Source organism: Micromonospora sp. NPDC049101, from assembly GCF_040648675.1.
Lineage (GTDB): Bacteria > Actinomycetota > Actinomycetes > Mycobacteriales > Micromonosporaceae > Micromonospora.
This window is the reverse complement of the sequence record NZ_JBEZED010000001.1, coordinates 48,365-74,318: the sequence shown is the minus strand read 5'-3', so window position 1 is coordinate 74,318 and position 25,954 is coordinate 48,365. Positions and strand designations below refer to the sequence as shown.

At 72.6% G+C, this 25,954-nt stretch carries 25 protein-coding genes; 23 read left to right on the top strand and 2 right to left on the bottom strand.

Translation table 11 applies throughout. From position 1 onward, the window contains the following. Positions 1-166 precede the first annotated feature (166 nt). Positions 167-1,057 carry a hypothetical protein gene (locus tag AB0B57_RS00350; RefSeq protein WP_357063324.1) on the top strand — a complete coding sequence of 297 codons (891 nt, stop codon included), beginning with the start codon at positions 167-169 and terminating at the stop codon, positions 1,055-1,057. 53 nt (positions 1,058-1,110) lie between these two features. Here AB0B57_RS00350 and AB0B57_RS00345 read toward each other — a convergent pair whose 3' ends face one another. Both AB0B57_RS00345 and AB0B57_RS00340 read right to left on the bottom strand, forming a co-directional pair. Continuing rightward, positions 1,111-1,392 carry a hypothetical protein gene (locus AB0B57_RS00345; protein WP_357064477.1) on the bottom strand — a complete coding sequence of 94 codons (282 nt, stop codon included), beginning with the start codon at positions 1,390-1,392 and terminating at the stop codon, positions 1,111-1,113. Further along, entirely contained in the window at positions 1,386-1,679 is a 294-nt protein-coding gene (locus AB0B57_RS00340; RefSeq protein WP_357063321.1) for a DivIVA domain-containing protein, read from the bottom strand. The genes AB0B57_RS00345 and AB0B57_RS00340 overlap by 7 nt, the downstream gene beginning before the upstream one ends. 287 nt (positions 1,680-1,966) lie before the next feature. Between AB0B57_RS00340 and AB0B57_RS00335 the strand changes: the two genes are divergently transcribed. From AB0B57_RS00335 to AB0B57_RS00230, 22 genes are all read left to right on the top strand, one after another. Then, a complete protein-coding gene (locus AB0B57_RS00335; protein WP_357063319.1) occupies positions 1,967-2,206 on the top strand; it encodes a winged helix-turn-helix domain-containing protein in 240 nt (79 codons plus the stop codon). Positions 2,207-2,509: 303 nt separating this feature from the next. Then, positions 2,510-2,890 carry an HNH endonuclease gene (locus AB0B57_RS00330; RefSeq protein ID WP_357063317.1) on the top strand — a complete coding sequence of 127 codons (381 nt, stop codon included), beginning with the start codon at positions 2,510-2,512 and terminating at the stop codon, positions 2,888-2,890. A gap of 135 nt (positions 2,891-3,025) precedes the next feature. Continuing rightward, on the top strand, positions 3,026-3,976 hold the full coding sequence (locus AB0B57_RS00325) for a DUF559 domain-containing protein (RefSeq protein WP_357063314.1): 951 nt from the start codon (positions 3,026-3,028) through the stop codon (positions 3,974-3,976). 358 nt (positions 3,977-4,334) lie between these two features. Beyond that, positions 4,335-5,738 (top strand): polyprenol phosphomannose-dependent alpha 1,6 mannosyltransferase MptB, encoded by a 1,404-nt coding sequence (gene mptB / locus AB0B57_RS00320; RefSeq protein ID WP_357063312.1) that lies wholly within the window; start codon positions 4,335-4,337, stop codon positions 5,736-5,738. Continuing rightward, a complete protein-coding gene (locus tag AB0B57_RS00315; protein WP_357063309.1) occupies positions 5,735-6,964 on the top strand; it encodes a glycosyltransferase 87 family protein in 1,230 nt (409 codons plus the stop codon). Before mptB ends, AB0B57_RS00315 begins: the two co-directional genes overlap by 4 nt. A gap of 53 nt (positions 6,965-7,017) precedes the next feature. Then, positions 7,018-7,467, top strand: coding sequence for a ribonuclease domain-containing protein (locus AB0B57_RS00310; RefSeq protein ID WP_357063306.1), 450 nt, complete (start codon positions 7,018-7,020; stop codon positions 7,465-7,467). Positions 7,468-7,576: 109 nt separating this feature from the next. Continuing rightward, on the top strand, positions 7,577-7,945 hold the full coding sequence (locus AB0B57_RS00305) for a barstar family protein (RefSeq protein WP_357063303.1): 369 nt from the start codon (positions 7,577-7,579) through the stop codon (positions 7,943-7,945). Positions 7,946-8,229: 284 nt separating this feature from the next. Beyond that, positions 8,230-9,171 carry a hypothetical protein gene (locus AB0B57_RS00300; protein ID WP_357063301.1) on the top strand — a complete coding sequence of 314 codons (942 nt, stop codon included), beginning with the start codon at positions 8,230-8,232 and terminating at the stop codon, positions 9,169-9,171. A 40-nt stretch (positions 9,172-9,211) separates the two neighbouring features. Further along, the gene (locus AB0B57_RS00295; protein ID WP_357063298.1) at positions 9,212-10,381 is read left to right on the top strand and encodes a hypothetical protein; all 1,170 of its coding nucleotides are present in this window, start codon (positions 9,212-9,214) and stop codon (positions 10,379-10,381) included. 17 nt (positions 10,382-10,398) lie between these two features. Continuing rightward, positions 10,399-10,827: a hypothetical protein gene (locus tag AB0B57_RS00290; RefSeq protein WP_030489675.1), complete on the top strand. Its 429-nt coding sequence runs from the start codon at positions 10,399-10,401 to the stop codon at positions 10,825-10,827. A 44-nt stretch (positions 10,828-10,871) separates the two neighbouring features. Continuing rightward, positions 10,872-11,126 (top strand): hypothetical protein, encoded by a 255-nt coding sequence (locus AB0B57_RS00285; RefSeq protein ID WP_357063295.1) that lies wholly within the window; start codon positions 10,872-10,874, stop codon positions 11,124-11,126. Positions 11,127-11,128: 2 nt separating this feature from the next. Beyond that, positions 11,129-14,320, top strand: coding sequence for a hypothetical protein (locus AB0B57_RS00280; protein ID WP_357063293.1), 3,192 nt, complete (start codon positions 11,129-11,131; stop codon positions 14,318-14,320). Next, positions 14,317-15,795 (top strand): hypothetical protein, encoded by a 1,479-nt coding sequence (locus AB0B57_RS00275; RefSeq protein WP_357063290.1) that lies wholly within the window; start codon positions 14,317-14,319, stop codon positions 15,793-15,795. Before AB0B57_RS00280 ends, AB0B57_RS00275 begins: the two co-directional genes overlap by 4 nt. A gap of 2 nt (positions 15,796-15,797) precedes the next feature. Further along, positions 15,798-16,295 carry a hypothetical protein gene (locus tag AB0B57_RS00270; protein ID WP_357063288.1) on the top strand — a complete coding sequence of 166 codons (498 nt, stop codon included), beginning with the start codon at positions 15,798-15,800 and terminating at the stop codon, positions 16,293-16,295. Further along, positions 16,295-16,942, top strand: a complete 648-nt coding sequence (locus tag AB0B57_RS00265) for a hypothetical protein (RefSeq protein ID WP_357063286.1) — start codon at positions 16,295-16,297, stop codon at positions 16,940-16,942. The genes AB0B57_RS00270 and AB0B57_RS00265 overlap by 1 nt, the downstream gene beginning before the upstream one ends. Further along, positions 16,939-18,966, top strand: coding sequence for a hypothetical protein (locus tag AB0B57_RS00260; RefSeq protein ID WP_357063283.1), 2,028 nt, complete (start codon positions 16,939-16,941; stop codon positions 18,964-18,966). Before AB0B57_RS00265 ends, AB0B57_RS00260 begins: the two co-directional genes overlap by 4 nt. Before the next feature lie 10 nt (positions 18,967-18,976). Continuing rightward, on the top strand, positions 18,977-19,300 hold the full coding sequence (locus AB0B57_RS00255) for a hypothetical protein (protein WP_357063281.1): 324 nt from the start codon (positions 18,977-18,979) through the stop codon (positions 19,298-19,300). Position 19,301: 1 nt separating this feature from the next. Further along, a complete protein-coding gene (locus tag AB0B57_RS00250; protein ID WP_357063278.1) occupies positions 19,302-19,805 on the top strand; it encodes a hypothetical protein in 504 nt (167 codons plus the stop codon). Further along, complete coding sequence (locus AB0B57_RS00245) at positions 19,798-21,234, top strand: baseplate J/gp47 family protein (RefSeq protein WP_357063275.1); 1,437 nt, start codon at positions 19,798-19,800, stop codon at positions 21,232-21,234. The genes AB0B57_RS00250 and AB0B57_RS00245 overlap by 8 nt, the downstream gene beginning before the upstream one ends. An 11-nt stretch (positions 21,235-21,245) precedes the next feature. Beyond that, the gene (locus tag AB0B57_RS00240; RefSeq protein ID WP_357063273.1) at positions 21,246-23,591 is read left to right on the top strand and encodes a hypothetical protein; all 2,346 of its coding nucleotides are present in this window, start codon (positions 21,246-21,248) and stop codon (positions 23,589-23,591) included. 13 nt (positions 23,592-23,604) lie between these two features. Next, positions 23,605-24,732, top strand: coding sequence for a hypothetical protein (locus AB0B57_RS00235; protein ID WP_357063271.1), 1,128 nt, complete (start codon positions 23,605-23,607; stop codon positions 24,730-24,732). Between the two features lie 135 nt (positions 24,733-24,867). Beyond that, positions 24,868-25,638, top strand: coding sequence for a BTAD domain-containing putative transcriptional regulator (locus AB0B57_RS00230; protein ID WP_357063268.1), 771 nt, complete (start codon positions 24,868-24,870; stop codon positions 25,636-25,638). Positions 25,639-25,954 lie beyond the last annotated feature (316 nt).

Genomic DNA, 25,954 nt, shown 5'->3' with positions numbered 1-25,954 from the left:
AATAGATATAGGCGGCCCGCGCATCCGTCTGGCAGCTAAAGAATCTCGTTGACGCGGCGGAATGCCGGATCTTCAGCGACAGGACCCGATTGGCAGCGCCCAGCCAGATACTTAGGGTTATTGGTGCTTCACCCCAAGCGACGGCGAGCCGATCGGCGGACTGCGGATGGCTGTGAACACGCACCCTGCAAACTGCGCCAACGCCCAGAACCCGGGCTGCACGTGCTCTCGCTGCGGCGGCTCCCTGCACGGCTGGGATGGGTGGGCAACGCTCGCCGTCGAGCCCCCAGCCGTGCGTGGCGAGCGGCGAAGCGCGCTCAAGAGGGACATCGGCAAGGATCGCAATGGGGCGCCGAAATTCAACGCCAAGAATCGGCGCAAGTCCCTCGACCTCGCCCGTCTGGACCTTGCCGATCACCTGTGGGTAGCGGACCCGCGCCCCAAGGGCGACGCGCCGCTGCCGCGTAACTTCGACGTCGGCGACCGGGAGGCGGTGGCATTCGACAACGGGCGGATGAACATCCTCGCCGATTCGATCATGGCTGATCCGTGGGGCGAGATTTCGGAGGGCATCGAGAGCCTCGTCCAGAACAAGCAGACCGCCCGGGAGATCAAGAAGGGGCTCGCCAATCACTGCTGGTGCAACCTGCTGGTCGCGCTGATCCAATTGATCGAGAAGGCTAACAAGACCATCGGTATCCTCACCGACGCGGCGAAGCGGGCCGTCCAGGATGCGTTGTCGAATCACCTCAGGTCCCGCATCCCACAGCAGGTGAAGGACGCCGTCGCCGGCATCGTTGTCGACAAGGTGTGGGCGGCCCTGGCGCGGCTGGTCGACGCTCACTTTCCCCTTCTGGGTGCCGGCACCGTGCGCGTCCTGCGGATGTTGGCCGTGTTCGCCTGCCCGTCGGTCGAACGGCACCGGGACGTCTACCAGCACGCCGTCGTGCCGCTCATGGGTGACGCTCGAGGGCTCGTTGCGGATGAGGTCAAGGCGCAGGTGGTCACCCTGTTCGAGGCGTGGTGGCAGCGGAAGGGCCCAGCAACTGCCTCGTGACAACCTCTGTTGAAGCGTCGGTGAGTGGCCGTGAAGCACATGGATGGTGTCGGTCAAGGAGCGACTCGGGGTCGGAGGCCCCGCCCGCCTCGATTCGGTGGAGCGAGCACGGGAGCGGGGCGGAGTCCGGCGAGTTGGACGAAGATCTCCCGTCTGGCGGTCGCGTCGCCTCGTCGGTTGATGACATAGCCGGTCAGCCAGATCCACCCCTGGTAGGTCGGCTGGTCGGACACTGAGCCGACGCGGAAGGTCAGGGCGCGATCGCCGGCGAACTGCACCGAGGCTCGGCCGTCGATGACAAGCAGGTCGCCGGGGGTGGGGCGCGCGGTCACCAGTGGCCGGAGTTCGGGTGGTGCTCCTGGGCTGGCGGGCACTCCTGCGCGTGCATGATCTGCCAGTCACGCAGCGCCCGCCTGATCCGGTCGTTCTCCTGGCTGAGCAGCCGTACCGTCTCGTTGAGCATGGCCAACTCGTCGGCCACCCGGGCCTGGAACTCGCGTACCTCATCGTGGTCGACGCCGCGCCGGCGCGCGGCGAACTCGCGGGTCCGCACCTCGTGCGGCGTCAACCGGGACGGGTGGCCGGCGGGGTAGGGCTGACCACCTCGATACACCTGAGCCACGACGGTCCTCTCTGAGGGCAGGCGGGAGCGCGGAAGGTCCCTGCGGTGGGTGTGGAAGGGCGGGCCGCCCGCTCCGCCGTCGCAGCCCCATTCAGCGGTACGACAGCAGAGCGGTCCGGTGTTGGGTCGGGACGGGCACACACCCGCCCCGACCAGGGGATGAACCGAACTCGTTGCCACGCGAGGATCGGCCCTGCCCAACATAACTAGGGAACACAGGGAAGTCAAAGAACGTTGTTAAGACATTCGAGCTGTGATCGAATTCGGGTTGCCACGCGAGGAGTGACATGCCCGAATCAGCTGGATATCTACGCATCGCCGACGACGTGATGGCGAACGTGAGGTCAGGGAAGTTGGAGCCCGGCGAGCGGTTGCCGTCGGTCGCCGAGACGCGCGCCGACTACGGCGTCAGCTATGGGACCGTGCAACTGGCCTACGTCCGACTCGAAGCGCTACGCGTGATCCGGCGGCAGCAGGGCAAGGGCGTCTTCGTGACCGATCCGAAGACCTGGATGCGTGAACCGTAGGTCGTGACTCGACGGCCAAGGCGGCAGGTCTTCTGCGGAGGTCGGGTCAGCGCCGAATCGGCTGAGCCCGTCTAGTTGAACCATGACCGTGCCGCCCCGCCCAGCCTTCCGATCCCGCCCGTGCCCCAAATGACAAACGGTGAATTGGCGGACCTGGCGGCGAGCCGAGACCTCTCGACCAGTTGAGGAGGCTTCAAGCCCAGCGGGAGTACCGCGCGGCACATCTGGTGAGTCTCGACGGCGGAGGTAGACCTGAGCGGGCCGTGGCATCGTCCTGGCCCGGTCTACGGCGATCCGCGACTGGTGCCCCAACGGCTCGGACAACAATCCTTCAAGGCGGTCGTCCTGGGAGCCTACGGCCGGCGCTGCGCCATCACCGGCAACAAGGTTCAGCCGGTGCTACAGGCCGCGCACATCCGTCCGCTCCCTCTGGGTGGCGAGCACCGGCTGGACAATGGCCTCCTGCTCAAATCCGACGTACACATTCTCTTCGATCGCGGCTACCTGGGCGTTGATCCGAAGCATCGTCTTCTGGTCAGTCCTCGGCTTCGGAGCGAGTTCGGCAACGGCGACCAGTTCTATGCCAAGGCGGGTGAGCAGATCGCTCTGCCGGAGCGCCGCGATGATCGGCCACGTGCCGAGTTCCTGGAATGGCACCTCGACACCGTCTACAAGGCAGCTTGAACGGCAGCGCTGGCTGCCGCGGGTCTGGCCGGGTGCGGATACCACATTTGAGTGCGCCCCGGACCCCTGTCCACAGGTGCCTCCGCTGTCCACAGCGGCCCCCGACGGGACAGTGCTCGGGGGCAGGGTGGACGGGTGGACCCTAGGTTGCAATCCCTGCTCGTACGCCATGGTGGCGTGGTCACCCGACAGGACTTGCTGCGCGAGGCGCCGGCCTGGACGATCCAGGCCGCCGGGCGTGCGGGTCGGTTGGTTCCGGTGCTGCCCGGGATCTACGTCGACGTTGAGCTGATCGGCGATGGGGACGCCGACCTGCCGGTGCTGGCCCGTGTCGAGCCCGAGCTGGCCCGGCGGGCGGCGCTGGCGTATGGCGGTGGGCGAGCGGCGCTCAGTCGCCTCACCGCCCTCGACGTGTGGGGCCTACGCCGCCAGCCACCCGCAGAGCCGGTTCAGCTCGACCTGCCCAGAGGGTCAGGCCTGCGGAATCGGCCACACCTCGCGGTACGCCATCGCAGCGACTTCGCGATCGCTCCGCCGCAGGTGGTGACTCGGACGGGAATGCCGGTCACCCGGCTGGACCGGACTCTGGTGGACTGTTGGCCGCTGCTCCAACCGGTCGACCGATCTGGCCCGCTCATCCGCGTGGTCAATGACCGGCTCACCACAGCGCAGCGCCTCGTCGCCGCTCTTGCCGAGGTGCCGACGATCAACGACCGCGGGACGTTGCGAAGTCTGCTCGACCGGCTCGCCGCCGGATGCCGCAGCCCACTGGAGATCTGGGGCCACGACCACGTCTTCACCGGCCCGGGAATGCCGACGTTCACCCGGCAGGCACGGGTGCGGGTCGGGGCCCGAACCATCTATCTCGACATGTTCGCCGAGGCGGAGCGGGTCGACATCGAGCTGGATGGTGCCACCAGCCATGGCGATCCGGCCGAGCGGGAGATCGACCTCCGCCGCGACGCTCTTCTGGCGACCATCGGGATCCTCGTCGTCCGGTTCACGCATCGCCGGCTCATCGCGGACCCGGATCAGGTGCGCCGGGAAACCCTCGCCATCCTCGCCGCACGCTCCTGCTCGCCATGATCAGGTGATGAAAAGTAGGTCTCAGAGGCGCCCCAGACCTACTTTTCATCACCTGATCATGAAATGGGGCGGGCGGGCGGGCGCAGGGCCACGATCAGTCGGGGCGCGTCGCGCTGTTCGACGAGTGGGCCGGACGGCGTCAGCGCGGCGGCGGAATTGACTGGCGCTTCGTCCTGCAGCGCGGCGACCAGGGGCGTCCGTCATGGCGCCACTCCATGGTCACGGATCTGCGTTTCACGCTGACAACCAGTGATCGATATGCCCGCCGCCACGCCGTCAGCCGGTACGACATCGCGACGTCGCTTGCTGATCGTTCGGGCGTCGTGTGGCGGTCAGCGGTGCACGACATCCTGCCCGGGTGCGCACACTGCCGACCGTCGTCGCGTACCGGCTGCTCGGGGGAGCCGGTGCCACGCTGCTGTCCTGCGCCGGCCTGGCCGCCGGCGCGTTGCCCGTCGGCGCGCACGCCGCCTGGTGGAGCGCCCTGCGGCAGCTCGCGGCGCCGGGGTTGCTCTGCGGGTACGCCGGCCTGACCCTGCTCGTCGTCGCCTGGTGGTGGGCGGGCCGGCACCCGCACGCATCCGACGAGGTCGTCGACCGGCGATCCGCCGCGCTCACCCTGGCCTGCTGGGCGGGACCGTTGCTGGTGGCGCCGCCGCTGTTCAGCCGGGACGCGTACAGCTACCTGGCGCAGGGCGCGATGGTCCTCGCCGACATCGACGTGTACCGGCACGGGGTGGCCCAGTTGGGCGGTGCGTTGGCCGGTGAGGTGCCGCAGATGTGGCAGCAGACCCCCGCGCCCTACGGGCCGGTGTTCCTCGCGGTGGCGGCCGTGGTCACTGCGGCGACCGGCGGCAAGCTGGTGCTCGGGGTGCTCGGGCTGCGCCTGGTGGCGTTGGCCGGGGTGGCGCCGCTGGTGGCGTATCTGCCCCGGTTGGCCCGGCCCTGCGGCGTCGACCCGGCCGCCGCGCTCTGGCTGGGCGTGCTCAACCCGCTCGTACCGTTGCACCTCATCGCGGGAGCGCACAACGAGGCGGTGATGCTGGGGCTGCTGGTGGCCGGGCTGAGTCTCGCCTTCGAGCACCGCTACGGCGCGGCCACCGTGCTGGTCACCCTCGCCGCGCTGGTCAAGGTGCCGGCGGTGGTCGGGCTGCTGGTGGTCGTCTCGCTCGCCGCGCGCCACCGCGGGCTGCCGACCTCGGTGGCCCGCACCGCCGGGTTCGCGCTGGGCACCGCCGCCGTGGTCACCTGGGCCACCGGCATCGGGTACGGGTGGGTAGGCGCACTCGGCACCCCGATGTACCGACACAGTTGGTCGATCTCCAGTGCGCTGGGTCGGGTGGCGTCGCGCGCGGCCGGGCGCTTCGGTCTGCACCTGGGCGACGCCCCGATGCGGCTGTGCCTGGCGCTGGGCGTGGCCGCCGCGTTGGCGGTGGCGGTCGGCGTGTGGTGGCATCGGCGTCGGCTCGGCCCGGCGTACGCGCTGGGGTTGGTGCTGGCGGCGGCGGCGCTGCTCGGCCCGGCGACCCGTCCCTGGTACGCGCTCTGGGGTCTGGTGCTGATCGCGGCGGCGGCGCACGGGCGGGCCCGGCCGGCGGCGGCGCTGGGCGCGGTGGTGCTCGCGTTCGCGGCGCTGCCCAGTGGCTTCGGACCGGACGTGGCGCAGGCGGTGCTGGCCGCCACCGGGGTGCTGGTGGGGTTGCTCGCGGTCGGTTCGCTGCGCCTGCTGGTGCCGCCCGCCCCGGTGGAGGTGGCCCGATGAACGCGGGCCGGCGGCGCGTGGGGACGGTACTCGCCCTGGTCGCCGTGCTCGCGGTGGCGATCGCGGTGCTGCCCGGGCATCGGGGCTGGTTCGACGTCGGTGTCTACCACGGCGCGGTCGGGCACTGGATGCGCGGCGGCGACCTGTACGAGTGGACCACGCCGAACGGGTACGGCTTCACCTACCCACCGTTCGCCGCGGTCAGCATGGTGCCGATGGCCGCGCTGGCCTGGTACCCGACGATCGTGGCGAACCTGCTGCTCACCGCGTTGGCCGTCGCCTTCCTGCTGCATCTGCTTGTGGACCCGTTGGCCCGGCGGCACGGGTGGACCCGCTGGTACGCGCTCGCGCTGGCCTGCTGCCTGCTGGCCGGGCTCAACCCGGTGCGGGACACGGTCAGCTTCGGGCAGGTCAACCTGTTGCTGGTGGCGCTGGTCTACCTGGACCTGTGGTTGTTGGAGCGGGGCGGTCGGCTGGCCGGTGTCGGGGTTGGGCTGGCCGCCGCGGTCAAGCTCACCCCGGCGGTCTTCATCGGGTATCTGCTGGTCACCGGGCGTTGGCGGGCCGCCGCCACGGCCGCCGGCACGGCCGTCGGGGCGACGATGGTCGCGGCGGCGCTCGCCCCGGACGCCACCCGGACGTTCTTCACCGAGGCGCTGTGGGACACCGATCGGGTCGGTGTGTTGGCGTACGTGTCGAACCAGTCACTGCTCGGCCTGGTCGCCCGGCTCGACCCGGAGCGCCCGGACCGGCGGCTGTGGCTGCTGCTTGTCGTCGCCGTGCTGGCGGTGTGGGCGGTACGGGTACGCCGGGCCGTGCGCGAGGGCGACGACAGGGCCGGTTTCGCGCTGACCGGCGTCGCCGCGTGCCTGGTCAGCCCGGTCACCTGGGTGCATCACCTGGTGTGGTTGGTGCCGGGGCTGGTGGTGCTCGCCGCGTCCACGCCGCCGTGGCCGCCGGTCGACGCGACGGCCCGCCGTCGGGTGCGGGCCGGTGTCGTCGGCTACGTCGTGCTGTGCAGTGGGCTGGTCTGGGTCTTCGCCAACGGGTCGGCCGGGCCGTGGGGGTTCGTGGGCGCCAACTCGTACGTCTGGGTCAGCGTCGGCATGCTCGGGCTGCTCCCGATCGGGCGTGCCGCGACAGATGATCATCCGGGATTCACCGAGCATTGTGGAGTAGTTGGAGCGCCCAGGGGTGTTGCCACCGACCGGCAGCGGCGAGACTGAGTCCGGTCCGACAATCACGCGGATCGATGAACTGGATGGTCTGGAGGCAGCCTGTGTCCACCCTCGTGTCCCCGCTGGCCACGCTCGGCGCGATCCGCCGGCGTACCACCACCCTCGCCCTGCTCCTCACCATGGTCGCCGCCGCGCTTGTCGGCCCGTCCGTGGTCTCTCCCCGGTTGACCGACTCGGCCTCGGCGGCGGTCTACAGCTCCTGCACCATGAGCCGCTGCGCGGACGCTCGCACCGCCCGCTCGGGCTGGTCGGCCAAGGGGTTCCCGACCAGCCGCGGCTGGTACTCCTGGAGCGGTGGGAAGTCCAATTTCGCCGGCGGGCAGTTCTACAACTACGAGGGTCAACTGCCCACCAACGCGACCTACTACGAGTACGACGTCTACCCGCGCACCCAGGGCGCCGCCCGGGACGCGTACCGGATCGTCGTGAACCGCAGCACCGGGGTCACCTGGTTCTCGCCCAACCACTACACCGACTTCTACCGACTCTGACCGACCTGGGGCCGGCCGGTCGCGGTCGGTCGGCCCCGCCGCGGCGGCGGCACCCCGGTCGGATGTCGCCCGGCCCGGATGTCGACCCGGTCGAATCAGGAGGCACGTGATGACCGATGACGAGGGTCGGCTGCCCGCGTGGCTGATCGTGTGCCGCGACGACGCCGTCGAGCTGCCCGATTCGGTGGTGCTGGCCGGAGCGGCAACCCGGACCAGGGCCGGGCTGTTCGCCGCGCTCGCCACCACGCTGGCTCTGCCGGCGTACCTGGGGGACACCTGGGACGCTCTCTCCGACGTGCTTCGCGACCGGCTCGCCGCCGGCCCGCTCACCCTGCTGGTCACCGACGCCGGCCACCTGCTCGCCGACGAGCCGGCCGATCAGTACGCCCTGCTTCTTAGCGTGCTCGGCAACCTCGCCACCAGCGCCCCGCATCCCCTCCGTCTCGTCCTGCACGAAGCGTCGCCTGCTGACCGTTAGCCGGGGGCGGAGGCGCGTGCTCGGATGAGCGTGATGACTGTGCGGCATCAAGATGACTGTGCGGCATCACGCTCATGAGTGATACCGGGCCGGGGCCGGGCCGCGCCGGCCCCGGCGAGGGCGTTCTAGGGCGGCGGGGAGCTGTGTGGGTGCTCAGTTCCCGACAGTCCTGGCACGGGCCGGGCCCGGTGACGGTGGCGGTGACGCTCGGGTGACGGGTCCTCCGCGATCCTCGTGCCGAGCCGGGCAGGGTGCACCGGCACGCGCAACGGGGAGGCCGTGCGGTGGACTTCGTCGACGGGGTGCTGGTGCGGTTGGCCGATCCGGGCACCCGTTCCGCGCTGTTCGACGACGCGTCGCTGGCGCACCTGGTCGAGGCCGCGTACGACACCGAGGCGATGCCTGTCGCACCGCCGTACGCGGCGGTCTTCGACGAGCTGACCCTCGGCTTCGCCGCCGCACCCGTCACCCTGGCCGAGGGGGAGTGGCTGGCCTCCGGCGGCACCGTCCGCACCGAGCTGCGGGTACGCCTGCACGGGCTCGGCGGGGAGGCGCTGCGCATCGACGCGTTGTGGCGGGGCAGCCTGGTGGTGCGGACCAGCGCCGCCCGGGACCGGGTCGAGGACCTCGACGTGGCGGTGCCCGCCTTCGACGTCGACCCGCAGATCGTCGCCGACCTGGGTGCGTTGCCGGCCGACCCGGCACAACTGGAGACCGAACGCCGCAGCCGGCTGGTGGCCCGACTGCGGGCCGGACTGCACCAACCGGCCGCGTTCACCGACGCGCACCTGGACCGGCTGCTCGCGGGGGTCGGCGCCGCGAACGCCGGTGATCTGGTGACGCGGATGCGGGGGCAGGCCGCCGGCGCCACCGTGCGGCTGCGCTACGCCGCGCCGTCGGCCGCCCCGCCCATCCCGCGCCCACTGCCGTTCGCCGCCGCCGTGCTGGTCCGCGACCAGGGCTTCTCCCTGGCCGACCTGCTCGTCGAGACGCGCCTGGTGCGGGCCCGCGCCGAGGAGTTGGGGCTGGACGTGCCGGCGCCGGACGACGTTCGGCGCCGACATCGGGTGGTCGCCGTCTGGGTGGTCCCCATCGAGACCTTCGACGACGACGGCTGGCCCGGCGGCGACACCGGCACCGCCGCACAGAAGCGGGCCGCCCGGTTCGCACGGGCCGGCCAGTGGCTCGCCCGCAGCGGCATCGGACTGGCCGCCGTGACGACCTGAGACACCCAGACCGCAGCAGCAACTTCGTCCGGGAGGACCCGTGGCACCGACAGCAGCATTCCCGTTCATCGAGGTCCGGATCGTGCCGCCTCCGGCGCCGCTGGCCCAGCGCTCACCGGGCGTCATCGCCGTGGTGGGCAGGGCACCGTCCACCGCGGACGGCGGTTCGGCGCCGGCGAACACGCCGGTGCGGATCGAGACCCTGGACGACGCGGTCACCAACTTCGCCCGCCGGCAGGCCGGCAACGTGGTCCGCAACGCCCTCTACAACTCCCTGGAGTTGGCGTTCCTGCAGGACCCACGTCCGGCCAAGGTGTACGGGGTCAAGGTGGCCGGCGACGACTACGCCGCCGCGCTGAGCGGCCTGGAGGCGGCCGACGACGTGACGATGGTGTCGCTGGCCAACGAGTCGACAGTCGGCAACCCGGCCGGTGCGGGCGCACCCACCGGGTTGCACGCGCTCAAGGCGCACGTGGAGACCATGTCGGCGGCCGGCCTGCGGCGGCTCGGGTTCGCCATGGTCAACCCGGCCACCGAGAAGGGCCCCACCTACGTCGCGGACGTCACCACCGCCGCGAACCCGCTCAAGAGCAGCACCAGCCGGATGGTGATGATCGCCGCCCGGGGCGCGGACGGCGACGCGGCCACCGCCGCGATGGCCGCCGTGGCCGGGCTGCCGGTGCACCACAGCATCGTGCTGAAGAAGATCCGTGGGGTGGCCATTCCGGTGGCCAAGCAGTACAGCCCGGCCGAGATCAAGGGCCTCTCCGAGGCCAATCTCACGCCGATCATCGACCCCACGCTGATCACCGGGGAGAGCCTGCACTTCGCCGACGGGCGGTTGTTCACCTCCGACGCGAGTCTGCTGCACGTCGACCTGGCGCGCACCCTCGACCAGGCCGAGTTCCTGCTGCGCGCCGGGCTGATCGGCCTGGTCGGCGACGCGCGGATCACCAAGCCCGGGATGACGCTGCTGAAGACCCAGGTCGACGGCATCCTCGGCCCGCTCAAGCGGCAGGCGGTGATCGACGACTACCGCATCGAGATCCCGGTGCTGGACATCCTCTCCATCCCCGAGGTCGCGCGTACCGCCACCGACACCTCGATCGTCACCGCCGCCCGGGCCGACCGCACTGTCGACCTGGTCGTCACCGTCACGTACGGCCCGGCCGTGAGCCGCCTGCTGGTCACGCTCGTGGCCAAGTTCTGACCCGGAGGAACCAGACCATGGAGTGGAAGACCCGCCTCGCGGTGCAGTACACCAAGGGCACCGAGACGGTGCTGATCAGCCCCATCGACTCGTTCAGCCCGTCCTTCTCGCTCAACGTCGAGGCGTTGCACTCGTGCGAGGTGACCCACCTGGGTGTCATCCACGCGCCGGTGTCGATGAACTTCACGATGACCGTCAAGGCGATCGGGGACGTCGCCGGACGGCTCACCAAGCTGGCCCTCGACGGCGAGCTGTTCGACATAGCCCTGTTGGAGCACACCGGCGACGACTGGTCGTTCTCGTCCTTCGTCCTGCGCGACTGCCTGATCACCAGTGCCACCCCGACCACCGCCACCATCTCCGGCGCGCCGGCGGCGACCTTCAGCGGCTTCAGCCTGGCCGCCTCGGTCGACCCGAAGACCGGCGACCCGTCCGTGCTGCCCTGACCGGGCCGGACGACAACCCGCAAACGATCAACCGGAGGTAGCAGATGGCGACCGGTGCTGGCCGCGCCGCCCGGGTCACCCGTACCGGGCTGGCCCTGGTGCACGCGGGTGAGCTGGTGCTGCCGGCGGCCGGCAGCGAGGCGCAGGCCGAGCAGGTGGTCGAGGACGACCGCGCGGTCATCGCGTACCACTTCCCGGTGGAGATCGAGGTGGTCGCGGCCGGCGGCGCCCTCGACGCCGACGCGCTCGCCGACCTCGCGCTGGCCCGCCTCGCCGAGCACCTGGACGGGCGGTTCTGACGGTGGCCATCTCGGTGCACGTGCCGGTGCGGATCCGGCTGGACGCCCGGTCGCTGACCGAGCGGCCGGCGGCGGTGACCGACGCGCTCGCCGCGGCGTTGGCCCGCGCGCTGGAGCGCTCCCGCCGCGAGGTGGTCGCGCCCCACGGCGGCTATCTGGAGGTACGCCCCGAAGCGCCGACCTTCCGGTGGACCGGCGCGGGCGGTGCGCGGGTGTCCCCGGACGAGCGGCGGGCCTTCGAGGCCCGGCTGCGCCGGCGCATCGACGAGGTGGTCACCGCCGCGCGGCTGGACCCGGGGCTGCCCGCCGGGGTGGCCGCGCCGTTGAGTGAGCCGCCGACCGAGCTGTTCGACCCGCGGCGGATGCGTCACCTGCTGGCCGTCTACCGGGTGCCGTCCTACGACGACGGTGGCGACGCCGCGGAGGTGCCGGTGGACGGCGACGAGCCGCCCCGGGTGACGTACCAGTGGCTGCTGCGCCCGGCCAGCTACCTGGCCGGGCACTTCGTCGAGCTGGCCCGCGAGGCGGTACGCCAGCACGGTGGCCTGCCGTCGGGCACCCCGCAGGGGATCATCGCCCGGGTGGTCGGCTCCGACGGACGCCCGGTCTGGGCGATCATGGTGACCACCACTCCGCTGTCGGTGCTGACCTTCGACACGTTCGGCGAGACGGTGTTCCGGGCCACCCCGCAGCCGCACTTCGAGGTGGAGGCGCGGGTGCCCAGCCCGCAGCCCGGCACGGTGCAGCGTCGGCCGGTCACCGACCGGGCCGGGTTGGTGGCCATGGTGGACGAGGAGCTGAGCGCCGACATCCGGCAGCGGCTGCGGACCGCTTCGCCGCGCGGCGAGACCACCAGCACGGAGGAGTACCGGGCGCAGATCGAGCGGGCCGTCGACGCCGAGGTGACCCGGCGGGTCGACGCGATCCTCGCCTCGCTGGGCGGCGCGCTGCCGACCAGCCTGGTGGTGGTCAGCATCGGCGCGGTCTCCCTGCTGCTGGTGGGCACCGAGGAGACCGACGCCACGCTGCACTGGACCGGTACGGCCAACCTCCTGCCGATCAGCGTCGAGCAGCGCCCGGCTACCCCGCCGGACCCGAACGCACCACCCGGCGCGGGCATGGGTTCCGGCTCCGGGGCGGGCACGGGCAGCGGTTCCGGGGCGGGCACGGGTACCGGAGCGGCCACGGGCGCGGGGCCCGGCGGCACCGGCACGGGTGGCGACGGCAGCGGTGGGGACGGCACCGGCGGTGCCCGGCGGGGTGGGTTCGTCTTCGACCCGAGCAGCCCCAGCGCCCCACCCGGTGTCGAGGGTCGCCGCTTTCCCGCTGTCACGGGCGAACACGCCGAGCTGCGGGCCTGCGCCCCGTTCAACGGCGAACCGGAGGTGGCCGCGCTCGGCCCGGACGGTGACGAGCTGCGCCGGCTGATGGACGACATCGCGTTCCGGTTGCAGATGGGGGAGCCGTGCCGCTACCCGGCGAACTTCTGCCTCCAGGCCGCCGCCGTGCTGCGCGGCCGGGCCGCGGCGATCAGCCTGCTGGTCGGGGCGGCCGAGCGGGTGGCGTTCACCAGGCCCGTGCCACAGGGCTCCGGAGGGCTCGGCCCGTTGGACTTCCGGCCGGTCGCGTCGCCCGCCGTGCAGTTCCTGCGCCACCTGGCCGGTGTGGTGCCCCGGCTGGACCGCCTCGCCCAACTGGTCATGGACCGCTACCGCCAGCCCGAGCACTTCGCCCGCATCCAGGGCGGCTGGATCGACTCGTCCGCGTCCTGGAACCTGCACTTCATCCAGGCGTTCAGCCCCGCCGTCAAGGGCGCGGTCGGGCAGCTGTTCATCGTCGGCAGCCAGGCCATGCTGGTGCAGCTGCTGCTCAGCTCGCGGGCCGGCATCGACGCGCGGATCACCAACTTCGACAGGTACGCGCCGATCTTCGAGCGGTTGATCGTCTCCCAGCTCACCGACTACGCCGAGCTGCACGGGCTGCGCGAGCGGTTGCGCCGGCACGAGGCGGCCCGCTGGGTGTCCACGCACACCGGCGTCGGCGGCGGCACCCTCGCCACGGTCAGCGTGGCCAACCCGTCCACCGCCTGGTACGGGGCCGCCCGCGCCATCTCCAGCGCGTTCCTCGCCACCGAGGCCGCGCTGAGCAGCCCCGGCGCGGCCGGCGAGATCGTCGAACGCGACGGCACCACCCGGATCCGCGACTCACACGCGGTGCTCTGGACCCTCGCCGAGATCGAACAGGCACTTGTCATCCAACGCGGCGAGGCCGAGGGCATCGACCCGCTGGTCAAGCAGATCACCGACCTGCCCGACGTGCTGGCCCGCTTCGCCGGCGACCGGTCGGCCATCCGCGACGAACTGTGGCGGGTGTTGCAGGACATGCGCCGCAACAACACCGAGATGCTCGGCCGGGCCCGCACCGACGCCCGGTTCGCGTTCCGGTCCAGTCGGATCAGCGAGCACATCCCGTCGGCGACCATCCCCCGAGGACGCTTCGCCCTGCAGGGCATCCACCTGGTCACCCACCAGCAGATCGGCGAGTTCTTCGGGGGCAACCTCTACTACGCCACCGGGGTCGACGAGCTGTTCGGCACCGAGTTGGGCCGGGAGGCGCTGAACGCGTTCGCCACCCTGGTGGGGATCATCGCGCTGTCGCTGCTCTGCCCGCCGCTGGGCTTCGTGGTCGGGGTGGCCGTCGCCGCCGTCGACGTGGCTCACGCCCACCAGCGCGAACGCCTCTACGCCTCGATGCTCGACCCGGAGCTGGTGCTCACCCGCACCGAGGTCGAGGTCGAGCTGTTCGCCGCGTACCTCGGGCTGGCCCTGTCGCTCATCCCGGAGGCCGGCACCATCGGCGGCGCGGCCGTGCGCGGCGGCCGGGTCGCCCTGCGCTTCGGCGTCCGCGCCGGGCTGCGCGCCGCCCGGGGGTACGTGGTGCGCCGGGTCACCCGGCAGATCATCGAAGCCGCGTCCCGGGACCTGCTCCAGGGGTTCCTCACCGAGATCCTGCTCAACGAGGTGCTGGAACGGGTGGTGCAGAAGCTGATGGAGCCGATCCTCGCCTACGTGGAGCGGGAGGCGATGCTCAACGGCGCGGTCGGCGGCCCGGAGGGCGCCCGGTTCATCCTCATGGTGCTCGACTCGCAGCAGGCCGCCGCGTCCGGCCCGCGCGTGCCGGTGGTGCGGCCGTGACCGGGCCGCGCCGGTTCCGCGCCGGCCGGTTCCTCGACGCCGCCGCCGTGCACGCCGCCGCCGACGCCAACCCCCGGCTGCGCAGCTTCCTGCGGACCGTCGCCGCGCACAGCGAGGCCGGCGAGGTGCGCTCCCGACGGCTGCTGGAACACCTCATCCGCCGCATCGTCGACGACGTCGGTGACCTGCACCTGAACAACGCGCTGAACCGGCTGGAACGCGTCGCCGTGCTGCGCGACAACATCGCCGTCATCCTCGACCACGTGCTGGAGGGTGGCACCCTGCCCGACGGGGTGCGGGTGGCCACCCTCGGCGAGTACTTCGACCAGCTCAACACCGAGATGCGCGAGCTGAGCCGACCCCGCGACGGCATCGTGGGTGACGCGCCGCTGCGGTTGGCCGACGACTCCGCCGCGTACGCCGACTCGCTGTTGCGCGAGTTCGACGCCGGCGGCGGCGCGGCCGGCCGGCACACCGAGCCCGCCGCGATCGTCGGCGACGCGTTCCGGGCCATGCCGGCGGACCGGCAGGCGGCGCTGCGCCGCGCCGCCGAGGTGGAACCGGCCGCGCTGTGGCGTGCGGTGGCCGCCGAGGGCGAGGGCGGCAAGCGGGCCGCCGTCGCCGACCTGGAGACCCGCCTCGGTGGCCGGCTCACCCCCGACGAACTGGCCCGGCTGCGCACCGCCGTCGACGACCTCGGTCGCGCCCGCTCCCGGGGCCTGCAGGTCAGCGAGGCGCGGCTGGCCGACGCCCTGGCCCGGATCGGGGACGCCGACCTGCGGGCGGTCGTCGCCGGCGGCGACGTCTGGCTCACCCAGCAGCTCGCCCTGCACAACCCGGAGGCCCTGAGCACCCTGTGGCGGCGCTTCCGGGACCGGGGCGGCCGCGCCGACGACGGCCCCGGCTTCCGCGCCTACCTGCGCCACGACATGGTCACCTACGGTCGGGGCGTGCTCGGCGAGTACAGCGCGGCGTTCTCGCTGAGCAGCATCGAGTTGTTCCTCAAGGGCCCCGACGCCAACGTCAAGGTCGCCGGCACCGACCTGGTCGGCATCGGCCACGACGGCTGGGTGTGGCTGATCGACGACAAGTCGCACCGGGCCGCCAGCGTCGGCGGGGTCAGCGCGCTCACCGACAACCTCGTCACCAACCTGCGCCGCGACGCCGCCGACTTCCGCGACGCCATCGCCCGGCTGCACCGCGACGACCCCGGTTTCACCGCCGACCCGCGCATTCTCGACGCGATCTCCCGGATGGAGGACGCCGCCGCCGAGATCGACCGGATCAACCGGCGCGGGTCCGCGTCCACCCGGCCGGCGCGGATCAGCGCGGCGCTTGCGGAGCGCCGGTTGCGGCTGCGGGTCACCAGCGCCGCCGGCGAGGTCCGCGAGATCACCCAGGCGCTGCGCGACCTGGGCCTGGCCGTCGAACCCACCGGTACGCCGGTGCCGCTGCCACCCACCGGAGGGCGCTGAGCATGGCCACCACCAGTTTCCTGCGGTACGGCACGGTGCCGTCCGCGATCATCAGCGACGGGATCCTGCCCATCCCGATCTGGGCGGTGACCGCGATCTCGCTGGCACAGACCTATCACCTGCCGCCGATCGGCTCCACCGCGCACAAGGCCATCGTGGCCACCCACGACGACACCATCACGCTGACCGGGGTGCTGGTCGGCCCGGAGCGCTACGCCTGGAAGTTCGCCCTGGAGACGATGGCCGAGGCGAGTAAACGCGGCACCGCCCTCGCCGCGTACTCCGGGGGGAAGTTCGGTGGGCTGATCCTGGTCACCTCGATGACCATCCGCACCGACATGCAGGTGCAGTCGCTGACCTTCAACGCCTCGGCCGCCCGCCGCGACGTCCTGGACACCACCATCACCCTCGTCCACGTGCCCCGTCCCAGCCTGCTCGGCAAGCTGCTCGACGTGGCCAGCATCGGAGTCGGCGCGCTCGCCGACGGGTTGGGCAACTGATGCCGCCGTTCCCGATCGACCGCTACCTGCTGCCGGAGACACCGATCGAGGTGCCCGACGGGTTCACCGAGGTCCGGCAGCGCCTCACCGCCGGCCTGCCGCACCGCGTCGAGCTGGGCGTCGGTGTGCACGCGGTGCTGATCCTGCCCACCGGCCTGGCCCGGCAGTGGCTGCACACCGACCCGCTCGCCGTGGTCAGCGGCTCCGCCGACGACCTGGCACCCCGACCCGCGCCACCGGCCGTGCCCCCGCCCCCGGCGCTCGCCGGCCGGGTGCCGCTGCGTCTCGTCGTCCGCCAGGGCACCCGGATCCTCGGCTCGGTGCCGCTGGCCGCCGGTCTGCGCCGGGTCTGCCCCGACGCCGGCCCGGCGGTCGCCGCCGGGTCCACCCCGGTCACCGTGGAGGTGGTGGTGCTGAGCTGGCTGCTGCACGCCGGGACGGTACGCGGCTCCGGCGACTACGGCTCGTCCATCGCGCTGGCCTGGCGGCGGGCCGACCGGGCGGCGGACGAGTTCGGGCCGCCACCGATCAACGAGTTCGTGTGGCGTCGCCGCCCACCCGCGCAGCGTGTCGAGTCCGAGTTGGGCCCCGGCCGGCTGCGCTACCGCTACCTGCTCGACAAGAAGCTGCGGAGGGTGCTGCGATGACGCTCACGCCGTTCCAAACCGGTCAGGTCCGCCAGGGCGCGGTCGGCAACGACGCCGGTTGGACCCTGACCTTCCACCGGGAGACCCCGACCGGGCTCAGCCCGGACGTCGCGCTCAACCTGTCCAGCGCCGACTACTACGCCGCCATCGACGCCGCGCTGCCCGACGGGCTGGGCCCCGGCGCGTACACGATCACCGTGCAGGGGCTGATCGACGAGCACTTCGCCGCGCTGCGCACCGCCGAGGGCCAGCCGCCGCTGGTGGCGAAACTGCACCTGTACTGGCGCGACGCCAACACCTCCGTCGGCGCGTTCTTCACCAACCTGGTCGGCGTCAACGCCGGCCCGACCCCGGCCGAGCTGACCCAGGCGCTCGTCGCCGTGCTGCGGGTGACGAAGGTACGCCGACGCACCGGCGAGCGGACCTACGACACCGAGCTGACCCTCGTCGAGCAGGCGTACGCCCGGCTCGGACAGCGGGTCGCCGAACGGTTCGAGGCGGCCACCTTCAGCGCCGCGATCCGGGCCGTCGCCGAACGGACCAGGGTGGACATCGCCACCTGGGGCGCCAACCCGGACGGCACGATGACCTCCGGCGCCACCGAGGCGGCCGGTGACGAACGGGTCGCCTTCGGCGCCGGGCTGCTCTACCGCACCGCGCTGGAACGCATCGGCGGCGCGGTGCAGCAGTCGCTCAACGCGTACGGGCGGGGGATGCTGCTGATCCGCGACGGCACCGTGCACGTCGGTAGGCGGCCCATCCCGTATCCGGAGGGGGAACCGAAGCCGCTGACCCTCGCCACCGGCCTGCTGGAGTGCACCGAGAACGGCAGCCAGGACACCGACCCGTACGCGGCCACCGAGTCCGGTGGCACCGCCGCGCCACGCCGTCGGGCGTGGACGCTGACGCTCAAGGGCCGCCCCGACCTGAAGCCCGGCGACCTGGTGTGCTTCGACCCGCCGGCGGTGGACGAGGCCACCACGCTGGGCAGTGTCGGCGCGGCACTGCTCGGCTCGTTCGCGGCGCCGTTCGCCCCGTCGACCGGGGAGTTGGGCGCGGGGGCGAAACTGCTCTACCTCAGCGCCGCGCGGCACACCCTGTCGCGTACCGCCGGTTTCGTCACCGTGGTGCAGGGCGTCGAGGTCACCTCGGGCGACCAGGCGTGGGACAGCTGGAGTGACGCCTCCGGCGTGGGCACCGCCGAGCCGGCCGGCCCGGCGTCCTCACCCGGGGTGGCCGCCGCCGAGGCGGTGCGTCGCGCGGCCCGCGCCGCCCGGGGCGAGACCCGTGGGCTGGAGATCGGTGAGGTACGTGCGGCGGCCACCAACGCCAGCGGTGCCGTCGAGCCGCCAGCCCAGACCGAGACGGTGTGGGAGGGCCTCGCCCGCCCGGACGGCCGCCCCAACGGCGCCCGCCGCCTGCCGGTACGCCGGGAGCAGCCCGCGCCGCTGCCCGGGGTGACCTACCTGACCCCGTTCGCCTGGGGTGGCTGCGGGCTCATCCTGCCCCGCTACCCGGGCACCCGGGTGGCGCTCGCCTACCGCAACGGCGCACCCGACGACCCGGTGGAGGTGGGCGCGCTCTGGCCCACCGGGCACGCCCCGGTGTCCCAGCCGGGGGACTGGTGGCTGTCCCTGCCGGTCGGGGTGGCCAGCAACAGTCGCTCGTCGGTCGGCGACGCGGTGGTGCCCGCCGACCACGACGGCAAGGTGGCGCACGACCTCACCGACGGCGACGGCAACCGGGTCATCGAGCTCGGTGAGCTGACCGTGCGGGTGGGCCGGGCCCAGTTGCAGGGGCGGGGTCAGCGCCCGGCCCGCGCCGACGAGGCCGACAGCATCACCATCGAGCACGCCGCCGGCGGGTCGTCGATCGTCATGAAGCAGGACGGCTCGATCACCATCACCGGCACCCGAATCGACCTGGACGCGGGCAACGGCGCGGTGAACATCAGCGGCGGCACCGTGACCATCGCCGCCGACGACGTCGACGTGCAGGTCGACAACGCGATGAACGTCCACTGAGGGGAACGCTATGGCCTTCGTGCTCACCACGTCGAGCGACGTGCACTGCCCCAGCCAGGGAAAGGTCACCCCGGGCGGGCAGAGCAAGCTGACCGTCGACCACGTCGCGGTGACCCGCCCGGACGGGATCAGCGGCAGGTCGGTGGCCGGGTGCACCATCACCACCAGCAACTCCACGAAGCAGTGCAGCACGGTGACCACGGCGACCGGAGCCGCCAGCAAGCTCAAGGTCGGCGGGGTCGGGGTGGCCCTGGACTCGCTCAACGGCGCCACCGACGGCAGCACCCCCGGTCTGGCCGCCACCGCCGGGCAGAGCAAGCTGAAGGCGGTCTGAGATGGACCGCACCGAACGGGAACGGCAGGCCGCCCAGCGCCGCTACCTCGGCTGGGGCCTCGCCTTCGAACCCACCATGCCCGGCGTCGACCTGGCCCGCGACATCGTCTTCGACGACGGCCCGAACGGCCGGGTGCTGGCCCTCGTCGCCGGCACCGACAACGTCGCCCAGAGCCTCGCGGTCGCGCTGACCACGCTGCGCGGCTCGAACGTCTTCGACGCCACCTTCGGCTTCGACGGGCTCAACGCCCTCGCCGAGCAGATCGAGCCGAACCTGATTCGTGAGCAGGTACGCATCGGCATCATCACCCTGCTCGACCGCGACCCCCGCGTCCGCAAGATCGTCGACGTGAACCTCGACGACGGTCGGCTCGGCGCGGGCCGGGCCGACGACGCGGCGGCAGCCGCGCTGCGCTCCGCCCGCACCCTGCAGGTGCAGGTCCAGTTCGAAACCATCACCGACGACCGGCTCTCGGTGCATCTCGGGGAGCTGCCCAGTGTCTGATCCCACCCTCCCGGCCGAGCTGGCCGACGTCCTGGCCGTCGATGCCGCCGCGCTGCGGGCCACCGGCTCGACCGGCTTCGGCATCGTCGAGAGCGGCTTCGTTCCCAAGTCCTTCGCCCGGCTGCTCGCCGAGAAACTGGCCACCGCCCGGCTGCTCTTCGGCGACGACGTCGACCTGACCAGCGGCGCCGTGCTGCGCAAGGTCCTCGAACTGGCCGCGCTGGAGGACGCCCGGCTGTGGGCGGCGCTCGGTGCCGTCTACGACAACTCGTACGTGGTGTCGGCCACCGCCGACGCGCTGACCCGCCTCGGCGAGGAACTCGGCATCCCCCGCCCGTACCTGCCGGCGAGGGGCACGGTGAAGCTGAAACTGAAGGCCGCCCTGCCCACCGGGCGCACCCAGCTCACGCTGCCCCGGGGCGCCCGGCTGTCCACACCCGGCGGGCACCACGTGGCCCTGGACGAGACGGTGGTGCTGTCGGCCGCCGTGGGCGAACGGGTGCCGGCCGTCGCCGCGTTCCATCCCGGCCCGGCACACAACCTCGACCCCGCCCAGCCCAGCCAGAAGATCGACAGGTGGAACCGGGCCGACACCCTGCTGGCCGACCTGGACGACGCCGAGCAGGCCGCCGGCAAGGAGCTGGTGGAGATCACCCACACCGTCGCGCTGACCGGGGGTGAACAGCAGGTCCCCGACGCCCGCTACCGGCAACTGCTGCTGGCCGCACCCCGCTCCATCTGGACGGCCGAGGCGATCGGCCTGGCCGTGGCGACAGTCCCCGGCGTACGCCAGGTGCAGGTCTTCGACGGTCGCGGCGGGCTGGACCTCAACCAGTCCATCTTCGGCAACTTCTCCTTCATCGAGCGGGTCTTCAGCACCGAACGCGACCTGGGCAACCCGTACTACGTCACGGTCCTGGTCGCGCCGACCGCCGCGGCCATCTGGGACGGCCCGGACGGGCTGCACGCCGCCGTCGAGTCGGTCATCGAGGACCTGCGCCCGGTGGGCATCTTCGCCTCCGTGGACCGGGCCGACGAGGTCGGCATCGGTGTCGAGGCGGACCTGGTGATCCGGGGCCTGCCCCTGCCCACCGGCTCCAAGGAGACGGTGAACGCGTCCACCGCCGCCACCGAGCTGCGCGCCCGACTGCACGCCCGACTGCGCCGCTACGTCGACGAGCTGCCCTTCGGCGAGCCCGTCCGCGCCGCCGAGGTGATCTGGACGCTGATGAACGAGCCCGGCGTCGCGGACGTCCGCGCCCTGCGGCTGGTCCGCTTCCCGGCCGACTCGGCGGTGGTCGTGACCGGCAGCGCGCCCACCGGCGACGGGGTGCAGCGGCTACCGGTCGGCGACAACGCGGTGCTCGCCGCGAACCAGGTGCCCGTCTACGTCGACCGGGACGATCCCCGGCCGTTCCGGATCGTCTGAGCGGGGGACCGATGACCGACCTCCGGGTACCCGTGGACGGCGCCGACCCGTCCGTCGAACGCAACCTCGTCGACCAGTTGGAGGGCCCGTACCCGGGGACCGTCCGGCGGGTGGTGGTGCCGGTCGCCGCCACCGGCGCGGCGGTGGTGGACTGGACCAGCCGGCACCCGCTGCTCACCGTGGTGCTGCGCCGCGACCTGGTCGAGGAGACCGTCCGGGTGACCGTCACGGTGGACCCGGGCGGGACCGGCGAGCGGGTGTTGCCGCCGGTGCTCTTCGCGCCCTGGTCGGCCGCTGGCGCGTCGGTGCCCGCGTACGTGCCGGACACCGTCGACGAACCGCTTGTCGCGTCGTTCGCCGTCGCCGTGACGGCCGAGCGGACCATCGAGGGCGCCGCCGCCACGGCGGTCACCGGTACGGCGCTGACCGGGTTGGTCGAGCTGGCTGTGCTGGAGGGCAACCTGGGTCGGCTGCTCTACCTGGTGTCGTACGAGAAGCACCGGCTGCGTCGCGCGGCCCGGGAGGTGCACGCGTACCGGACCCTCGCACACGCCCGACGCGACGCGCTGGACCGCATCGGCGCGGACGTCGGGGTGGCCCGCTTCGTCGACGAGCTGGTGCACGAGCCGGCCAGCGGTGAGGTGTACGCCCGCCGGCTCGCCCCGCCGGCCCGCGAGCCGGACGCCGCGTACGCCCACCGGCTCGGGCTCTACCGGAGGTTCCTGCTGCCCACCCCGGGCGCGGTACGCCACCTGCTCAACGGCCCCGGCGCGGACACCGACCCGAACGCCGGGCTCTTCGCCGACCTGCCCGGCGGCGCCCGGTTCACGCTGCGCGAGGACGACGACCGGTTCGCCGTGGCGATCCGGCTGGTCGCGGCCGGCGACCCGCAGCACCGCACGAACTTCCTCGCCCACCTGCGCCGCGACCGACTGGTGCTGCCCGCCAACACCCCGCCGAACAACACCGTGCACGCCGGCCGGGCGCTGCCGAGCAACCGACTGACCGAGGTCACCGCGCTGCGGGCCAGCCTGCGCCAGTCGTACGCCTTCGACAGCGCGCATGCCATCGCGCCGCCGCTGGCCGCCGCCCTGGACCGGGCCGGGCGGGTCTGTCGGGCGCTCGGCTCGACGATCGTGTGGCAGGTGACCCGGGCCCAGGACGACGCCGGTGGCAGCCGCTACGAGCTGGGTCTCGGCGTCGACGTGAGCTGGCCGACCCCCGCACAGGCCACCGACCTGCGCAACCGGGTGCTGGACACCACTCGGGCGGTCACCGACGACCGGACCGCCGAGGCGCTGATCGCCGCCGCCCGCGCGGCCGGGGTACCCACCGTGGCGGCCGACGGCGAGCTGGCGTGGCTGTGGCGGGTGTGCGGGTTGGCCACGACGCACCGGGTCAGCACCACCCGGATGTACCTGTCACACCTGCCCACCCGAGGCCTGGCGGTGACCGCGCCGCTGAGCGCGGCGATCGGCGCGGACGCCGCGATCGAGGCACAGTTCCACGCCCCGGGTGATCCGGGCGGTAACGCGTTGCTGCTGGCCGGGCTGACCGCGGCCGGGGCGGCCTGGACCACCGCCGGGGAACCGGCGTGGACGCCGCTGACCGACGCGGCGGCCCGGACGCGGTGGGCGGCGGTACCGACCCGACCGGCCGGGCAGCCGGTCGACCAGCTGCTGGCCGCCGCCGGCCTGCCGGCGGTACGGGACCCGGCACCGGTGGTGGCCGCGCTGAACCGGCTCCCCGACGAGCTGGTGGAGACCATCGAACTGCCGGCCGCGCTGGCCACCGCACTGATCGCCGGTCAACCCGCCGCCGGTGACCGGCTGGCCCGGTTGGTCGGGCTGCTGCGCGACCAGCACCTCGCCGCCGCGCTGCCGCTCGTCGAGACGGGCAACCGGATCCTGCTGGTGTGCAGCGTGATCGGCCTGCCACAGGCCGGGCTGAACCTGGCCGAGCGCCGGGCCACCGGGTTCCGCTGGTACACCGTGGGGCTCGGCGGCGGCACCGCGGAGATCAAGGCGGTCGGTGCGCGGACCGCGCTACGGCCCACCCACGCCGGGCTGGTCGCGGTGGTGGCGCTCTCCTACGTGCGGACCGGCCGGACCGACCCGTACGAGTTCCGGGTGGAGCTGCCCGACGGGGTCACGTTGACCCTGGAGCAGTACGAGCGGCTGATGAACGCGCTGACCCGGGTCTGTCCGCTCGGCGTGGAGATCAACACGTTCGGCATTCGCCGCGACCACGTCGACCTCGACGCCGACGGCACCGCCGAGCCGCTGCGCCCGGCGGTGGCCCGGACCTTCCGCACGTTCCAGCAGCGCCGGCACCGCGGCGTGTACGACCAGCTCTGAGAGGGACACCACCATGGCGAGTGAGATCAATTACGACGGGGTGACCGTCACCGAGCTGTACGAGGCGTTCACCAAGCACGGCATTCCGGCCTCGGACGCCAGCGTGCTGGTCTCGTCCTGGATCTACGAGAACGTGGGCACCGCGAAGCGCGTGTTCAGCTACGCCGAGTCGTTCCCCGCCGTGGAGCCGGGCTGCGCGCCGCCGCCGTTCGCCCGGACCTTCGCCCACACCGACTGGGTCGACGGCGAGGACGTGGTGCAGGCCGGCGAGACCCCGGGGGAGCAGGGCTTCAACGAGCGGTTCCACCGCATCGAGCACGACCTGGACCACCTCGGCACCGATCTGGCCAAGGCGTTCTCCTGCATGGCGGCGATGCGGGTGAGCCTGCGCCGGCTGCTCGACGAGATCCGTGCGGAGATCAACCGGCTGCACTCGACGGTGCACGAGACCAAGGTCAGCCCCGGTCCGTACCAGCTCGAACAGATCCCCAATTACATCGGCACGCTGGACTTCGGCAGGTACATGGGCACCACGATGTTCATGGACAAGAAGGTCAGCATCTGGCAGACCAAGGCCGGCACCATCGTGCTGCCCGCCGTGGAGACCCTCGGCGTGGACGTGGTCGTCGGCCCGAAGGTCCGGGGCGCCGCCTACCTGGAACGCTACGCCGCCGAGAACGGTGACGTCCGGCAGCGCTTCCCGCGCGAGGTGGAGCTTGTGGAGTTCATCCGCTTCTTCGGCGAGGACGAGTTGGCCGACGGCCGGACGGTCCGCGACGTGCTCAAGGTGCTGCCGGCGGACACCGCCTACCCGAGTGTGGACGCCATGTTCGGCGAGGTGAGCGAACGGGAGGCGGTGATCGTCCGGACCACTGTCGGCGCCCAGTCGGCGGTGGCCGCCGCACTCGGCATCGAGGCCGAGTTGGAGAACGTCGCCGACGCCGACATCGCGATGCTCGCCGGGGTGCCGACCAAGGCCCGCGCGGCCCTGACCCGCGCCGGGATCAGCACACTGGGCAAGCTGGCCGACGCGAAGCCCGAACAGGTGCTCGGCATCATGAGGGAGGCCGGGGTACGCGCCGAGGTCGGCGACGCCGCCGAGTGGACCGGGTACGCCCGGACGCTGAGCAAGCTGCGCTGATCGGCCGGAACCGAATCCGGCGAACGGTTGATCTCCGCCGCGCGCCGGGTCGGTGTGACGACACTGCGCTGGCGTGCCGACCGTCCACACCCGAGCGTGGAACTGCCACGGGGATCGGGTGCGAAAGGCGCGGGCATGGTTGTTCACGAGGTGACGCACGACCTGCACGCCGGGGGGTACGAGGCCACGGCCGAGCAGCCGGCCCGGTACGCGTTGCGGCTGCTCGGCGGCTTCGGCCTGGAACGCGACGGGCGGGTGGTGGCGGTGCCCCAGGGCGCCCGCCGACTGCTGGCCTACCTCGGCGTACGCCAGCGCTGTGCCCGCTCGGAGGCCGCCGGGACGCTCTGGCCCGGCTCTCACGAGGACCGAGCCCGGGCCAACCTGCGCACCATGCTCTGGCGGCTACACCGGGTCACGCCGGAGCCCCTCGTCGAGGAGGACGACCGGCTGGCCCTGGCCACCGGGGTGACAAGTGACGTGGCCGCCCTGAGCGCGGCGGCTGCCGTCCTGCTGGGCGGCGGTTCACCGGTGGGCACCGTGCTGACGGTGGCGACGGGCGAGTTGCTGCCCGGCTGGTACGACGACTGGGTCCTGACCGAGCGGGAACGGCTGCGCCAAACCCGGCTGTACGCGTTGGAGGCCCTCGCCGAGCGGCTCACCACGCAGGGCCGGTACGGCGAGGCGGTGCAGGTGGCGTTGACCGCCGTGCACCTGGAGCCGCTGCGGGAGAGCGCCACCCGTGCGTTGATCGCCGTGCACCTGGCCGAGCGCAACATCAACGAGGCGGTACGGCGCTTCGAGCTGTTCCGCGCCGACCTCGGCCGGGAGCTGGGCGTCGCCCCGACACCCTGGCTGGAGCGCCTGGTGCAGGCCGGCAGGTCCGGAACCGCAGTCCCGCATCCCTGAGCGGCCCCGCCACCCATCCCGGCGTCCCGCCCTGCCCCGACTGCCCTGCCCCCGCTCCGTCCGGCCGGCCTCGCCCCGTCCGGCTCGCCCGCTCCGTCCGGCCCGCCTCGGCCCGCCTCGGCCCGCTCCATCCGGCTTGCCCCGCGCGGCCCGGCGACGGTCAGCGGTCCCCACGTCCTTTGCTCTGCACCCGCGGAGGCACCAGCTACAGACCGTGAGTGTCGCCTCCGCGGGTGCAGAGCAAAGGACGCGCCCCAAGGTGGGGTGGGGAGGGGCTGCGCAGAAGGTGGGTTGGGGTTGCGGCAGGGCAGGGCTG